The 14,749-nt window shown below is 66.1% G+C and carries 15 protein-coding genes; 5 read left to right on the forward strand and 10 right to left on the reverse strand.

Annotated elements, in window-relative coordinates:
• Window positions 1–17: 17 nt before the first annotated feature.
• From NFC73_RS11740 to NFC73_RS11755, 4 genes are all read left to right on the forward strand, one after another.
• Window positions 18–2,453, forward strand: coding sequence for a hypothetical protein (locus NFC73_RS11740; RefSeq protein WP_254750390.1), 2,436 nt, complete (start codon window positions 18–20; stop codon window positions 2,451–2,453).
• Between the two features lie 145 nt (window positions 2,454–2,598).
• Window positions 2,599–3,804, forward strand: a complete 1,206-nt coding sequence (locus tag NFC73_RS11745; protein WP_254750392.1) for a serine/threonine-protein kinase — start codon at window positions 2,599–2,601, stop codon at window positions 3,802–3,804.
• A complete protein-coding gene (locus NFC73_RS11750; RefSeq protein ID WP_254750394.1) occupies window positions 3,801–4,319 on the forward strand; it encodes a hypothetical protein in 519 nt (172 codons plus the stop codon). The genes NFC73_RS11745 and NFC73_RS11750 overlap by 4 nt, the downstream gene beginning before the upstream one ends.
• A 71-nt stretch (window positions 4,320–4,390) precedes the next feature.
• Window positions 4,391–4,999 carry a GNAT family N-acetyltransferase gene (locus NFC73_RS11755; RefSeq protein WP_254750396.1) on the forward strand — a complete coding sequence of 203 codons (609 nt, stop codon included), beginning with the start codon at window positions 4,391–4,393 and terminating at the stop codon, window positions 4,997–4,999.
• 165 nt (window positions 5,000–5,164) lie between these two features.
• Here the strand turns inward: NFC73_RS11755 and fdhA are convergent, their stop codons facing one another.
• Window positions 5,165–6,376: a formaldehyde dehydrogenase, glutathione-independent gene (fdhA, locus tag NFC73_RS11760; protein ID WP_254750398.1), complete on the reverse strand. Its 1,212-nt coding sequence runs from the start codon at window positions 6,374–6,376 to the stop codon at window positions 5,165–5,167.
• Window positions 6,377–6,733: 357 nt separating this feature from the next.
• On the opposite strand from fdhA, the gene NFC73_RS11765 reads away from it, so the two are divergent.
• Window positions 6,734–7,390 carry a M15 family metallopeptidase gene (locus NFC73_RS11765; protein ID WP_254750400.1) on the forward strand — a complete coding sequence of 219 codons (657 nt, stop codon included), beginning with the start codon at window positions 6,734–6,736 and terminating at the stop codon, window positions 7,388–7,390.
• Window positions 7,391–7,400: 10 nt separating this feature from the next.
• Here the strand turns inward: NFC73_RS11765 and NFC73_RS11770 are convergent, their stop codons facing one another.
• From NFC73_RS11770 to NFC73_RS11810, 9 genes are all read right to left on the reverse strand, one after another.
• The gene (locus NFC73_RS11770) at window positions 7,401–8,168 is read right to left on the reverse strand and encodes an amino acid ABC transporter ATP-binding protein (RefSeq protein ID WP_305884511.1); all 768 of its coding nucleotides are present in this window, start codon (window positions 8,166–8,168) and stop codon (window positions 7,401–7,403) included.
• Window positions 8,165–9,148: an amino acid ABC transporter permease gene (locus tag NFC73_RS11775; RefSeq protein ID WP_372494645.1), complete on the reverse strand. Its 984-nt coding sequence runs from the start codon at window positions 9,146–9,148 to the stop codon at window positions 8,165–8,167. The genes NFC73_RS11770 and NFC73_RS11775 overlap by 4 nt, the downstream gene beginning before the upstream one ends.
• A gap of 5 nt (window positions 9,149–9,153) precedes the next feature.
• Window positions 9,154–10,056, reverse strand: a complete 903-nt coding sequence (locus tag NFC73_RS11780; RefSeq protein ID WP_254750402.1) for an ABC transporter substrate-binding protein — start codon at window positions 10,054–10,056, stop codon at window positions 9,154–9,156.
• Between the two features lie 281 nt (window positions 10,057–10,337).
• On the reverse strand, window positions 10,338–11,285 hold the full coding sequence (locus tag NFC73_RS11785; protein WP_254750404.1) for a 2-hydroxyacid dehydrogenase: 948 nt from the start codon (window positions 11,283–11,285) through the stop codon (window positions 10,338–10,340).
• 44 nt (window positions 11,286–11,329) lie between these two features.
• Entirely contained in the window at window positions 11,330–11,665 is a 336-nt protein-coding gene (locus NFC73_RS11790; RefSeq protein ID WP_254750406.1) for a cupin domain-containing protein, read from the reverse strand.
• Between the two features lie 63 nt (window positions 11,666–11,728).
• The gene (locus NFC73_RS11795) at window positions 11,729–12,457 is read right to left on the reverse strand and encodes a hypothetical protein (RefSeq protein WP_254750408.1); all 729 of its coding nucleotides are present in this window, start codon (window positions 12,455–12,457) and stop codon (window positions 11,729–11,731) included.
• Window positions 12,454–12,960 (reverse strand): GNAT family N-acetyltransferase, encoded by a 507-nt coding sequence (locus NFC73_RS11800; protein ID WP_254750410.1) that lies wholly within the window; start codon window positions 12,958–12,960, stop codon window positions 12,454–12,456. Before NFC73_RS11800 ends, NFC73_RS11795 begins: the two co-directional genes overlap by 4 nt.
• Before the next feature lie 13 nt (window positions 12,961–12,973).
• The gene (locus tag NFC73_RS11805) at window positions 12,974–13,861 is read right to left on the reverse strand and encodes an alpha/beta fold hydrolase (RefSeq protein WP_254750412.1); all 888 of its coding nucleotides are present in this window, start codon (window positions 13,859–13,861) and stop codon (window positions 12,974–12,976) included.
• Between the two features lie 264 nt (window positions 13,862–14,125).
• On the reverse strand, window positions 14,126–14,506 hold the full coding sequence (locus NFC73_RS11810) for a VOC family protein (RefSeq protein ID WP_254750414.1): 381 nt from the start codon (window positions 14,504–14,506) through the stop codon (window positions 14,126–14,128).
• Window positions 14,507–14,749 lie beyond the last annotated feature (243 nt).

Here is a 14,749-nt window from a genome sequence, read left to right on the forward strand (position 1 = left end):
CACGTGAGCACACCTAAATGAGCACAGTGCACGGCGGGCCGCCCAGGATGGACGGCCCGCCGGCTTCTCCTGCTTCCGCTACAACGAGTCCAGCAGGTCCGCCCGGGTCCTTACTGCCCGACGTCCCCGTTCGGGCCGATGGCGTTGAACTGCTCGGCGAACCGAAGGGTTCGGGCTATCGGGAGCCACCTTCGCTGGTCCGCCGGGCAGATGGCCAGGCCATCGCGCTGACACGCCTGCTGTACCTTGTGCTGGAAGCAGCGGACGGCCAGCGGACCACAGAGCAGGTTGCGGCCCACACCAGCGCACGCTTCGGAAGGCTGGTCAGCGAGGACAACGTCCGCACACTGGTCACCTCCCGGCTGCTGCCGCTGGGGCTGCTCCAGCTGGCCGACGGTTCACAGCCTGAGGTAAGGAAAGCCGACCCGCTGCTGGGCATGCGCTTCCGCTATACCGTCACGGATCCGGAGCGTACCCGCAAGATCACGGCCCCTTTCGCGGTGCTGTTCAACCCGCTCATCGTGGCGGCCGTGTGCGCAGCCTTCATCGCTGCCTGCTGGTGGGTGCTTATGGTCAAGGGCCTCGCCTCCGCCACCCACGATGCGTTCGCCAACCCGGCGCTCGTCCTGCTGGTCCTGGCGGTGACCGTCCTGTCCGCCGGTTTCCACGAGTTCGGCCATGCCGCGGCCGCACGCCGCGGCGGCGCAACGCCGGGGGCCATGGGCGCCGGACTCTACCTCATCTGGCCTGCCTTCTTCACCGACGTCACCGACTCCTACCGGCTGGGCCGGGGCGGCCGGCTCCGCACCGACCTGGGCGGGCTGTACTTCAACGCGATCGTGGCCGTGGCCATCATGGGTGTCTGGTGGGCCACCGGCTTTGACGCCCTGCTGCTGGTGGTGGTCACCCAAATCCTCCAGATGGTCCGGCAGCTGCTTCCGCTGGTGCGGTTCGACGGCTACCACATCCTGGCCGACGCCACCGGCGTCCCGGACCTCTTCCAGCGCATCAAACCGACCCTGCTGGGGCTGCTGCCCTGGCGCCGGACGGCCCCCGAGGCCCAGGTGCTCAAACCCTGGGCCCGGGCGGTGGTAACGGCCTGGGTGCTGGTCACCGTGCCACTGCTGGTGCTCAGCCTGGTCATGATGGTGCTCTCGCTGCCGCGGCTCCTGGGCACGGCGTGGGCCAGCGTCCTGAAGCAGCAGTCGGAATGGTCCGAGAGCCTGGCGGCCGGGGACATCGCAGGAGCCGCGGTGCGCGCCCTGGCGATCGCCGCCGTCGGCCTCCCCATCCTGGGCATTTTCTATATCCTGCTCCGGCTGGTCCGCCAGCTGACCACCGGTCTCTGGCAGAAAACCCGCGGCAAGGCCCTTCAGCGGGCCGCGGCGATGGCCGCCATCGCAGCCGTGACCGCCGGGCTGGCCTGGGCCTGGTGGCCCGGAGCGGACACCTACCGGCCCGTGCAGCCGTACGAACGCGGCACTCTCGCCGACGCCACCACAGCTGTCTTTCCGACGGCGGCACACTCGGCCCTGCGGGAAGGCGGGACCGGGAAGACGGTGGCCCTCTGGCCCGCAGGAGCAGCGAAGCCGACGCGGGAAAACCCCCAGCTCAGCATGGTCCTGGTGCCCAGCGCCGCTCCTGCCGGGGCCGGCACAGCGGCTGGCACCACGGCCGCTTCCGCCCCGGCGCCGTCGTGGGTCTTCCCGTTCAACCAGCCCGCCGCCCCGGAGCAGGACGGCAACCAGGCCCTGGCGGTGAACACAACGGACGGTTCCGTGGCCTACGACGTCGCCTTCGCGCTGGTGTGGGCCGAAGACGGCGGACCCGTGGATACCACCAACGAGGCCTACGCGTTCGCCAGCTGCGCCGACTGCGCCGCCGTCGCCGTGGGCTTCCAGGTGGTGCTCATCGTGGGTCAGGCGGATGTGATCGTGCCGGAGAATCTGTCCGCCGCCGCCAACTACAACTGCCTGCGCTGCCTGACGTACGCACTGGCCAGTCAGCTCGTTCTCACCCTCGACGGCCCGCTGAGCGACGGCGGAACGGCAAGGCTCAACGCGCTGTGGGCAGAAATTGCCGAGTTTGGGCGGAACCTCCAGAACATCCCGCTGTCCGAGATCCAGGGGCGCCTTAACGCGTTCAAGGAACAGATCAAGGAGATCATCCAAAGCGACCCCAGCGCCACGAAGGGCGCAGCAACCGCTCCGCCGACCACTACAGCCGCCCCCTCACCCGGCTCAACCTCCGGATCCGGCGCAACGCCGGCCCCGGAAGCCACTGCCCCGGCATCCGTGCCGTCCGGAACCACGACGGCGGCGCCCCCTCCCGCGGCGCCTGTCACCGGCGGAGCGGCACCGGAAAGCAGCCCTGCGCAAGTGACTCCCACCGCGGAGCCAACCGAGGCAGCACCGGTCCCCGCCACGCCGGTTCCGACCGCACCCGCGGGGTGAGAGAGCCTCGCTTCTGACGCAATTCGTAGCACGAGGCAAGCGGATTGGTCGTATTCGCGCAGCCGTGATTCGACGAGGCGTTTCGCACATAGTAAGTGGCCTTATGATTTAGTAATAGTGCCGCAGCGCACCGGAAGGAACGGATATGGTGGCGGAACCGCCCAGCTACAGCAGGACTGAAGTGCTCGGCGGACGTTACCGGCTGGGTGAGGTGATCGGCCGCGGCGGCATGTCGTCGGTCTACTGCGCGCGGGACGAGAACCTGGGCCGGGACGTGGCGCTGAAGCTCTTCGCACCCCAGGCCCCCGATGCCGACGAGTTGAAACGACAGGAAGCTGAAATCACACTGCTGGCGACGCTGAACCATCCCAGCCTCGTGACACTGTTCGATGTCGGCGTCGATACACGCGTCCCGGCGGAGCCCCGGCCGTTCCTGACGATGGAGCTGGTGGAGGGCCAGGACCTGCGCAGCCGGATCAGGCACAGCCAAGTCCCCCTGGACGAGCTCGCCGTCATCGGAGCGGGCATCGCCGACGCACTGGCCTATGTCCACGGCCTCGGCATCCTCCACCGCGACATCAAGCCGGGCAACATCCTCTTGGTGCAGACCCGGCCCGGGGAGCCCCTCCGTGCCAAAGTGGCAGACTTCGGCATCGCGAGAATCGCCGACGCCACCCGGCTGACCGCAACCGGAGCGATGGTGGGCACCGCGGCGTACCTCAGCCCCGAACAGGCCATGGGCTCCCCGCTCAGCCCGGCCACCGACATCTATTCGCTGGGGCTGGTCCTGCTCGAATGCATCAAGCAGACCATGGAGTTCCCCGGCAGCGCTGTGGAATCCGCCGTGGCCAGGCTGCACCGCGCACCCACAATTCCCGCGGATCTCCCTGCCGAGTGGGCCGACCTCATCCGCTCGATGACGGCAATCGAGCCGCTGGAACGACCGACAGCTGCGGACATAGAGACGGCGCTGCGGCAGGCACTGGTCTCGCCGACATCCACTCCGGGCGAACTTGCCCCGGAAACCACGCGTGTGCTGCCGGCCATGCCGTTCAGGGCACCGGCCGTCACAGCAGAATCGCCCTCCCCTGATCTGCCGTCAAGGCCGGCGCCTGGTGCCGATCGGCCCAACAGCCCTTCTGGCGCGCGCCGACAGAGGCCAGTCCGTGCGAGGCGCAAAGTGCGGCTCTGGGCAGTGGCCGTCCCGGTCGTTCTCGCACTGGCGGCCGGGACCGCGGCACTGACAGCGGGCCAGGCGCCAGAGTCCACCGCCGACGTCGTGCCTTACCCTGCGGTGAGCGGCACCCTGGGTGACCACCTTCAGGAACTTCAGAAGAGTGTGGAACCATGACCCCGTTTCGGTCCAAGAACCAAAGCGCCCGATCATGGGGAGCTGGCCTTGCGGCCGCAATTGCGGTGATGGCCTCCCTCGCCGGCTGCGGCCCGGCCGCTACCGACCTGCAGCGCGACACGGCCTCCCATTTCCGGGAACTGGTCCTCGGCGTGAGCCAGGCTGCGGCGGCCAACGATCACTCGGCCGCGCTCACGGCACTGGAGAATCTGGAAGCGGACGTGGCGACTGCAGCCGGCAGTGGCCAGGTTTCCGAGGAACGGCGCCGGAGCATCATGACCAGCATCACCGCCGTCCGGGCAGACCTCAACGCCGCCGCAGAAGCCGCCGGGGCGGCGAAAGCCGCCGAAGAAGCCGCGGTTGCCGCGGAGAAGGCCAAGGCCGACGCGGAAGCCGCCGCACAGGCCACGCAGGAAAAAACCGCGCCCGTGGTGCCAGCACCTGTACCGGCACCAGCTCCGGCACCGGAGGAGGGAAAAGGCGCCGAGGGTAAAGGCAAGAACAAGAACGGCTGACCGGGGAAGAAAAAGGATCCGCGGAATTTGACGGCGCCAACCGGGACGGCGGGGGCCCGCTGGACTGGTCCTTGGCAGAACTCAACGATGCACCGACGTTTCGCCGCTTTGTCGATGCCCTCGTCAAAGATGCCCTGCCGGAAACCCCGCGCAAGCCGGAGTACGTGCCCTGCACGTACTTGTGGATTGTGGAGGGTGACACGTTCCTTGGCTCACTGGCAATCAGGCACGAGCTGAACGATTACCTCCTTAACGAGGGCGGACACATCGGCTACAGCGTCAGGCCCTCTGCCAGGCGTCGCGGCCACGCCGCTGCCGCTTTGGCCGACGCCCTGCCGATAGCCCAGGAATTGGGAATCCGCCGGGTTCTTCTCACGTGCGATGAGGACAATGCCGGCTCTCGGGCGACCATCGAAAAGAACGGCGGCGTCTGCGAGGATACCCGCAACAGCACCGGCCCGTATGCAATCACCCGCCATCCGATGTATGTCGGCTGGTGGCTCATCCAACTGGGCGCGGGAACCTTGGCCGGTTCATCCTGGGCCTCGCGACACTGCCGGTCGAATTGCTTGTGGAACATCGCTTTGTCCTCGGTGAAGAGGCCATGCTGGCCGAACTCTTCGAACAGTCCTACGCTGATTACGCGGAAAGGGTTCCGCGCTACCTCGCGTTTACAATGAGGCACAGCGGGTTCGGTACTCAGGCGGCACGTGGCCCGGCATGCACCTTTTCGCGGAACCAGACATAGTAGGCGGCCAGGAGCATCGCCCGATCATGAAGACGCCGAAACGACCACAGCGGCCGCCGTCGAAATTCCGACGGCGACCGCTGGCCAGGTGAGGGTCCTAGTTAAGGTATCCGTTCGGGTTGAGGACGTATTTCGTGGCTGCACCGGCGTCGAACTCGGCGTAGCCCTTGGGCGCATCCTCCAGGCTGATCGCCTTCGCGTTGACGTTCTTGGCGATGCTCACCTTGTCATGCAGGATGGCCATCATCAGTTGCCGGTTGTACTTCATCACCGGGCATTGCCCTGTGGTGAAGCTGAGCGACTTGGCCCAGCCGGTGCCGAGACTCAGGCTCAGCGCACCCTTCTTGGCGGCCTCGTCCACGCCGCCCGGATCGCCGGTGACGTACAGTCCTGGAATGCCCAGCGCACCGCCGGCCGCAGTGATTTCCATCAGCGAGTTCAGCACCGTGGCGGGCGCCTCCTTGGCGTCGTGGCCGTGGCCGCGCGCTTCGAAGCCCACCGCGTCCACGCCGCAGTCCACTTCCGGGACGCCCAGGATCTGCTCGATCTGCTCCGCCGGGCCTCCCTTGCTCAGGTCAATGGTTTCGCACCCGAAACTGCGCGCCTGCTTCAGCCTGCCCTCGTTCAAGTCCCCCACAATCACGACGGCGGCACCCAGCAGGTGCGCGCTGGTGGCCGCTGCGAGGCCAACAGGCCCGGCGCCGGCAACATACACGGTGGAGCCGACGCCCACCCCGGCCGTCACGGCGCCGTGAAAGCCCGTGGGGAATATGTCAGAGAGCATGGTCAGGTCCATGATCTTTTCCAGGGCCTGATCCTTGTCCGGGAACTTGAGCAGGTTCCAGTCTGCGTACGGGACCAGCACGTAGTTGGCCTGGCCGCCCACCCAGCCACCCATGTCCACGTAGCCGTAGGCGCTCCCCGGGCGGTCCGGATTGACGTTCAGGCAGATCCCGGTCTTGCGTTCCTTGCAGTTCCGGCAGCGGCCGCAGGCGATGTTGAAGGGCACCGAACAGATGTCCCCCACTTTGATGAACTCGACGCCGGGACCTACCTCCACCACTTCGCCGGTAATCTCGTGCCCCAGCACCAGGTTGGGCGGTGCCGTGGTCCGTCCGCGGACCATGTGCTGGTCCGAACCGCAGATGTTGGTGGCCACGGTTTTCAGGATGACCCCGTGGGGTACCGTCCGCCCCACGTTCGCCGGGTTGACGCCCGGTCCGTCCTTGAGTTCGAAGCTTGGATAGTCGATGTCGATCAGTTCGACCTTGCCCGGTTCCTTGTAAGCTACGGCTTTGTTTCCAGTCATCAGTGCTCTCCTCTCTCGGCACGGCACACCTTCGTGGGGTAGCCGTGAGTTGTGAAGTGTTGCGATGGACCCCAGGTGCAGGGCCTGCCCGTGGCTTGAGCAGTTGGATGTTTTCCTGGCGTTGGGGGTCCGGCCAGTCTAGGCATGCCGGTCCGAAGGGTCCATAGCGCGAACCCCCTATTTGCTCCCCTGCCGGGGGCCGTCTGGCCTGGCGGAGTTCAGGCCGCCAGGCGGACCTGTGCGGGCATGCAGTGGTTCCGAATTGACCACCTCGACTAAGCCCCCGCAGACCGGTAAAGTTCCCGCATCTGTCCCGTACACTTCTTGGAGGCCACAGTGTTTAGAAGAATCAGCAGGATGACAGGTGCCGTGGCGGGGCTGGTGCTCTCGCTCGGCCTGATCGCGCCGTCGGTGCCGGCAGTCGCCGCGACGAACTACGACATCGATTCCGCCTCCAGCTTGCAGGTAGTGGTCAACAAGCACCGGGCACTGAACCCGGCCTCATATGTGCCGGCGACACTGGTCAGGGTCCAAGGCGAACGGCTGCGGGCTGAGGCCGCGGACGCCTACAAGCAGCTCGCCAAAGCCGCCAAGGCGGACGGAGTGAATATCATGCCGATCAGCGGCTACCGTTCGTTCAGCCAGCAGGCCAGCCTCTATGACAGCTATGTGCGTCAGTACGGACAGACGACGGCCGATACTCTTGCCGCCAGGCCCGGACACAGCGAACACCAGACCGGCCTGGCAATGGACATCGGCAACGCCAGCGGAACCTGCGCCCTGCAAGACTGCTTCGCAAGTACGCCGGCGGGCCAGTGGGCGGCCGAGCACGGCCCGGAGCACGGATTCATCATCCGCTATCCGGCCGGGGCAGAGGACATCACCGGATACACCTACGAGCCATGGCACCTGCGCTATGTGGGAAAGGCGCTCGCCCTGGACATGCAAACCAGGCAAATGGCCACACTGGAGCAATACTTCGAGCTCGAAGCGGCTCCGGATTACCTTCCCTGAGGTCCAGCCTTCACAACACCTTTGAGAGGAACGCCTTGGTCCGGTCCTGCTGGGGATTGCCCAGCAGCTCGCGGGGCGGGCCCGACTCAACCACCACGCCGCCGTCCATAAAGGCGATGGAGTCCGCCACCTCGCGGGCAAAGCCCATCTCGTGGGTCACCACGATCATGGTCATGCCGCTCGTGGCCAGCTCCTTCATCACGTCCAGCACCTCACCCACGAGCTCCGGGTCCAGGGCACTGGTCGGTTCGTCGAAGAGCATCAGCTTCGGATCCATGGCCAGCGCCCGGGCGATGGCCACACGCTGCTGCTGCCCGCCGGACAGGTGCGCCGGGTAGTGGTCCGCCTTGTCCCCCAATCCCACGCGCTCCATCAGCTCCCTGGCGCGCAGGGTGGCTTTGGCCTTCGGAATGCGCTTGACCCGCATCGGCGCCTGGATGATGTTTTCCAGCGCGGTCATGTGCGGAAAGAGATTAAACCGCTGAAACACCATGCCGATGTCGCGGCGCTGGAGCGCTGCTTCCTTGGGCTTGAGCTCATGAAGCTTGTCGCCCTTTTGCCGGTAACCCACCAGCTGCCCCTCCACGAAGAGGCGGCCGGCGTCGATCTTTTCAAGGTGGTTGATACAGCGGAGGAAAGTGGACTTGCCGGAGCCGCTGGGCCCCACGATGCACAGCACCTCACCGGCCTGGACTTCCAGGCTGATGCTGCGCAGCACGTTGTTGGAACCGAAGCTCTTGGAGATCCGGTCCGCTGTCACCATCGGAGTAGCGTTCATCCCTTGCCTCCCAAATCATTGCCCAGTGGCGCAGCAGTCACTGCCGCCGCCGCAGGATCAGTTTCCGACGCCGGTCCCGCCTGCCGCCGTCCCGTTCCGCGGGAGAAGCGCTTCTCGATGAAGTGCTGCCCCACCATCAGGACCGACGTGAACAGGAGGTACCAGATCGATGCCACGATGAGCAGCGGCACCGGTGTGAACGTCACCGCCGAGATGCCGCGGGACACCCCGTAGAGGTCGATGCTGAGCGGAATGGCCGCCACGAGTGAGGTGGTTTTGAGCATGGAGATCACCTCATTGCCCGTGGGCGGAATGATGATCTTCATGGCCTGCGGAACCACCACGTAACGCATGGTCTGGCCCCACGACATGGCGAGCGCCGTCGACGCCTCCTCCTGGCCCTCATCCACGGACAGCAGGCCCGCGCGGACAATTTCGGACATGTAGGCGGCCTCATTCAGCGCCAGTCCGATCACCGCGGTGATGTAGAGGTTGGTAAACACATCGTTGGGGATGGTGATCCACGGCGTCATGAACGGGATTCCGATGGTGAACACGGGGTAGATGAGCGCCACGATGCCCCAGAACACCAGCTGGACGTAGACCGGGGTCCCGCGGAAGATCCACAGGTACAGCCATGCGATGCTCTTGACCACGGGGTTCGGCGAGAGCCGCATGATGGCCAGGAGCAGCCCCAGGACGATGGCGCCGGCCATGGCGTAGACGGTGAGCGTCAGGGTCACCCAGGCGGCCTGGCTGATCCGGCGGTCGAAGAGGTACTTGCCCACCTCCGCCCAACCGTAGTCGGGCCGCTGCGACGCATCCACGATGAACAGCGCCAGCAGGAACACCAGGACGACGGCGGTCGAGATCCGCCAGGGGTGGCGCAGGGGAACGGCCACAATGGCGTCCCCCTGCGCTTCCGTTCCGCCGGTTGCGGGGTTGGACCGCGCCACGGCGGCATGTTTGGGAAGCGTCACGCTGGCTACTTGGCCGACGACGCCACGTTGAGCGCCGCCGTCTTCACGCCGCCGCTTTCCACGCCCCACTTGGACAGGATCCTGTTGTAGGTTCCGTCGTCGATCAGGGCCTGCAGTGCCTTCTGCAGCACCGGGGTGAACTCGCTCGCCTTGTCCACCGGAATCCCGTAGGGCGCCACTTCAAAGGCATCCCCGGCGGTCTGCAGCTTCTCCTTCGTCTGCGAGATCGCGTAGAGGGTCACCGGCGAATCGGCACTCATCGCGTCCACCTGGCCCACCACCAGCGCGTTGGTCGCCTGGTCCTGGGCGTCGTACTTGAAGATTTCAATGGCGGGTTTGCCCGCATCCGTGCACGCCTTGGACTTGGCCGGCACCTCGTGGGTGTCCTCATACGTGGTGGCCTGGACGGCAACCTTGAGTCCGCAGGCGTTGTCCGGGTCCACAGTCTTGCCCTTTGGCGCCGCCCACTGGATGCCCGCCGAGTAATAGTTCACGAAATCCACCTGCTTTTCGCGTTCCAGCGTGTCGGTGAACGACGACATGCCCATGTCGTCCTTGCCCGCCTTGACGGACGGGAGGATGTTGTCGAACGTGCCGATGTCAAAGTTGACCTTCAGCCCGAGCGAGGCACCCAACGCATTGGTGAGGTCCACCGACCAGCCTGCTGGGGCGCCGTTGCCGTCCTTGAATTCGTTGGGCGGGTAATTGTTGGCCATGCCCACATTCAGGACGCCCGCGGATTTCATTTTCTCCGGCAGCAAAGCCGCAAGTTCCTCATTCTTCTGGACTGCGGTGTCCGCGGCAGAAGACGCTTTATCCGCCGCCGCCGGGGCGCTGTTGTCCACACAACCCGACAGCATAAGTGCTGTTGCGGCGGTCAGGGCAGGGATTAGATAGCGGTTGCGCATTGGATCCTTAGGTGTTTTGAAGATGAAGGTCCGGCACCGCGAAAATTGTGCGATTCCTCGGGATTGCGAAATCAGTGAGGAATTCAGTGGGGCGGCATGGCACCCGTCAATCGGACCGCATTCCGTAAGTCACGGATATCCGGGCCTCTGGCCTTCAACTCGGAGATAGTGGATGCGCCTACCAGCGTCATGCTAGGCGCAATTCGTTGGAGAAAAGGCCAAAGACACGGCTCGCCCCCGATGTCGTCTCGCGCGAACGGACACTTGAGGCCCCAGCGCCGCTACCGCCCGGCGGTCCCGCCCAGCACCACATTCACCGGTTCCTGCCCGGCCTGCAGCAGCCCGATCTGCTTCCGGATCAGCCGCGCCATCCGCGGCAGCATGGCGGTGCTCGCCCCACCCACGTGCGGGGTGATAAGGACTCCGGGCACGGTCCACAGGGGATGATCGCCCGGCAGCGGTTCGGGGTCCGTCACGTCCAGGGCGGCCCGGAGCCTGCCGGACGACGTCTCGCGCAGCAGGGCCTCGGTATCCGCCACCGGCCCGCGGGCCACGTTCACGAGGAGCGCGCCGTCGGGCATCGCCGCCAGGAAGCGGGTGTCCACCAGGTGCCGGGTCTGCTCGCTCAGCGGAACGCTGACCACCACAATGTCGTGCAGCGGCAGGTGTTCGTACAGCGAATCAATTCCGTGGATCCTGCCGCGCTCGTCGTCGCGGCCGCGGCTGGCCAGCCGCGTCACCTCGGTCTCGAACGGCAACAGCCTGGCCTCAACCGCCTTCCCCACTCCCCCGTAACCCACCAGGAGAACGCGCCTGTCGGCCAGGCTGGGACGCTGGGAGTTGTCCCAGGTTCCCGTCGCGGCATTGCGCACAAAGTCCGGGATTCCCCGCTGGCTGGCGATGATCATGCCCAACGCAAGTTCCGCCGTCGACGTCTCATGCACTCCGGCCGCATTCGCAAAACGGCACCCCGCGGGCAGAACCGCCGCGACGCCGTCGTACCCGATCGACTGGCTCTGCACCAGCCCCACATCCACGGAGTCCAGCGCCGTCAGCGCCTCCGCCGCGCCCATGTAGGGCGGCACCACAATGTCGAACCGCTCCGCCGGCGCGGGACCGGTCATGTCCCACAGGAAGAGTTCGACGCCGGCGGACGGCTCGAGTGCGTCCACCAGGTTCTGGCTGGGCAGACTCACGCGTAGTTTCGGTGCTGCGGGCAAACCGGACATGGTGCTCCTTCTCTCGACTCACGTGCCAGTTAACCAGTCCCGCGCTACCTGTCGGTCTTGACCACCGTGAACAGCACCGCCGAGTCCTCTTCCGCTTCCAGGCTGTGCAGCCCGTCCGGCACGATCAGGAGATCCCCTGCCTTGCCCTGCCAAGACTCCCCGCCAGCCCTCAGCAAGACCGATCCCTTCAGCACGTAGACCGTTGCCTCGCCGGGGTTCTGGTGCTCGCTGAGCTGCGTGCCGGCACGGAAGGCCATGACGGTCTGCCGCAGTTTCTTCTCATGCCCGCCGAACGCCGTGTCGGCTGCCCGCCCGCTGGGCGCCGCAACTGCGGCAGTGATCTGCTGGCGGGCCAAAGCCTCAATCGATATCTTTTGCATGACGCCACCGTACCCACGATTGGCCGCGTTGCCGAGGGGTGCTCACGCATTTTCCTGCGGTGCTCAGCCGTGCGTGACTGCCGCACCCAGGAGCGCGAACAGCGTTCCGGCCGCCAGGGCGATGAGGGCACGCCTCCGCGTGGGATACAGCCAGCGCACTGCAAAAACAGCCACCGCGAGAATCAACCCGTTCACCACGCTCATGGTGACCGCCAACCATTCGGTCCCTGTGGACACCCCGAAACCCCCGCCGCTGCAGCCGCTGATCCCGCACCAGGCAAAACCCGCCACGAGCCACTGCGGATAGCTCAGCAGGACAGCCAGGGGCACCGTCCACCAGAGGCTCCGGACGTTCCGGGTGACCCCGTGAAATGACACCACCGGAACCTCGGGCGCAGCAACAGGCCTAGCAACAGGCGTGGCGGCGGCCGAAACCGGCTTCCGGATGCTCAGGACCATCCACCGGAAGAGCGCTGCGTTGACCACCGCAAGGGCGAGGAACCCCAGGTAGTAGATAACCGTCGTCGGCCTCAACCCGCCCTGCGGCGGCGGACCCGAGGAATCAAGGAAGAAGACCACGGCGAAATACGCCGCCGAAACGGGCAGCGTCAGAACCACCACGGCCAGCCACAGCCGCTCCCGGAACACGGCATCCAGACCCGTTTCGAAGGAACCGGTGACGAGCGAAGCTCCGACAGAGGCAACCGTCACCGCCAGGTAAACGGCGACGGCGATCCTGGCCCAGCGCGGTAGTGACCCCTTGGCCGGCAAGGATCCCGTCCGCATGGTCATGACCGGCCCCGCCCCTGACGGACCATGCGGATTTCGGGCAGTTCTTCCCACTCGGGTGGCAGCTGGCCGCGCGTGCCGTCAGGCCGAAAGCCGTGTTTGACGTAGAAGGCCTGCGCCCGGGGATTGTTCTCCAGCACCCAGAGATATGCCGGGCTCTCACCAATGGCCGCGCTCAGCAACGCGGCCCCCAGCCCGCTGCCGTGCGTCCGCCGGAGTGTGTACAGCGAATACAGTTCCAACACCTCCGGGCCGTCCTCATCCCGTGCGGGACCCGAGTCGGCGAGCCCCACCACTTCATGGTTGGCGTCCACGGCAATGATCCGCGGGTCGCGGCCCGCCAGGAATGGCCGACGGCGTTCCACCCGTTCGGGAAGGCTGGCCCTCCGGGCGCGGAAGAACTCCGCTGACAGCCGGTCGCCATAGGTCTCCTCGTGGGCCAGCGTGTGCATCTGCACCACGGCTTCAGCGTCCTCGGGAGTGGCCTGCCTGATGAGAAAATCCATGGCCCCAGCCTAGCTACTTCACCCACCCCGTCTTCTGCAGCCAGCCGGCCAGGATGGGCAGCGCCACCGAGCTGTGCATCGCGCCCAGGTGATCCAGGCCCGGCAGGACGCGGACGTCCCACCCGGCCTTGGCCAGGGCCGCTTGATGCCTCGCCAGGGGCTCCCCGATGGACACCCGCACTCCGCCCCAGACCGGTTTGTAGTCGATCTGGTCCTCGGCGCCGGCGAACGCGAGTCTGGGCAGGTCGGCCGGGAGCACTGCGGCGGAATCGTCAAAGCCCTGCAGCGCTTCGTACAGGGTGACAAACTGCTGCGTCTGCGCCTCGGTGCTCTGGACCGACACCGAATCCCAGTCGCCCGGCTCAGGTTCCGGGACCGGGCCTGCCGGTTCGTCGGCCGATTGGCCGGCCTTCTGTACGGACATGGCGTGCGCTGCCCGGGTGACCGCCAGCATGCTTCGGTACGGACCCTCGAGCGGCGGGAACCCGCCCATGGCGAGCGCCCGCAGACGGTCGGTGCGAAGTGCCAGTTGCAGGCCGCTCAGAGCCAGCCAGGAGTAGCCGTAGTAGGCAAAACGGTCGACGCCGGCGGCATCGGCCAGTGCCAGAAGATCCTCCGCGATGTTCCCCGGGGTGAGCGTCTGCGGCGCCGGGTGGGCCATTCGGTGCGCCTCGTAGTCCGCGGCCAGGACCCGGTTGGTTGGTGCCAGTCCGTTGATGAGGTTTGGTCCCAGGTCCGGGTCCCCGCCCCACTGGCGCAGCGTCGCCGCTTCGGCCGTCGTGTGCACGGCCAGGCTGACCGGCAGGAGGACGCCGGGTCCGTCTCCCTGGACCGTGACGGGGATGGTTGAGCCGTCATGGAGAACTGCCTCAACTGTTTCTGCGTCTGTTTTTGTGCCCATGGATTTCCTCTTTCTCCGCGGTATTCACAGAGGGATTGGCGCCTGCGGTTGCAGGGCCAAATCACGAAGCGGCCCGCGCTTCCGTGCGGCCGCCCTCAACACATGGAGGTCGAAATGGGACAGGCACGCGAGGTCATGGACCGCTTAACCACGGCCATGGCAGCAAAGGACAAGGAAACCCTGGCGGGGTGCTACGCCGAAGGGGCCGCATCTGCCTTCGCGGCGAGTGCGGCCCGTTCGTGCGCCAATCAGCCCTGCGGGTGGCTACTTGCGCTGGGAGATGTTGAGAATGTTCCCTTCGCTGTCCAGGAACCAGGCGGACTTCCCCCAGTCGTTATCAGCAACGCCGTTCTCCGTCTTCAGGCCGGGGAAATCGTAGTCTTCAAAGACGACCCCGCGGCCCCGCAATTCCTCCATCTCGGCTTCGAGGTTGTCCGTTTCCCAACCCATCTGGGTGTTCTTGGCCGTCCCGGCATTCTCCGTCTGGTAAATCAGGAATCCCGTTCCGTTGCCGCCGCTGTAAAACAGGCTGTCGTCCTCCATGGACTCGGACGGTTCCAGGCCCAGCTTGTCCCGATAGAAATCCTTCGCCCTGTTGATGTCCTTCGCAGCGAGAACAGCCATGATGGTTCGATCCTTGAGCATGATGATTTCCTTTGTGCCTTGCTTTCGCGTTGGTGGCGATGCTCTCCCCCGGTGGCGGTTCCGGAACCCCGTTGTCCGGTGCCGCGTGGCCGCCCGTTGCGCCAAGTGCCGGAGCGGCCACCTGGGACTCTCGTGCGCCGTAGCCATCATCCGCGCGAGGGTCCCCGAAGCCTACGTGGCCATTATGGAACTGAAAGGGCACCCGCGGATAGGGGGTTTTAACCGCTTCAGGCGGCCCTCCCG

It is taken from the genome of Pseudarthrobacter humi (assembly GCF_024294965.1).
Lineage (GTDB): Bacteria > Actinomycetota > Actinomycetes > Actinomycetales > Micrococcaceae > Arthrobacter > Arthrobacter humi.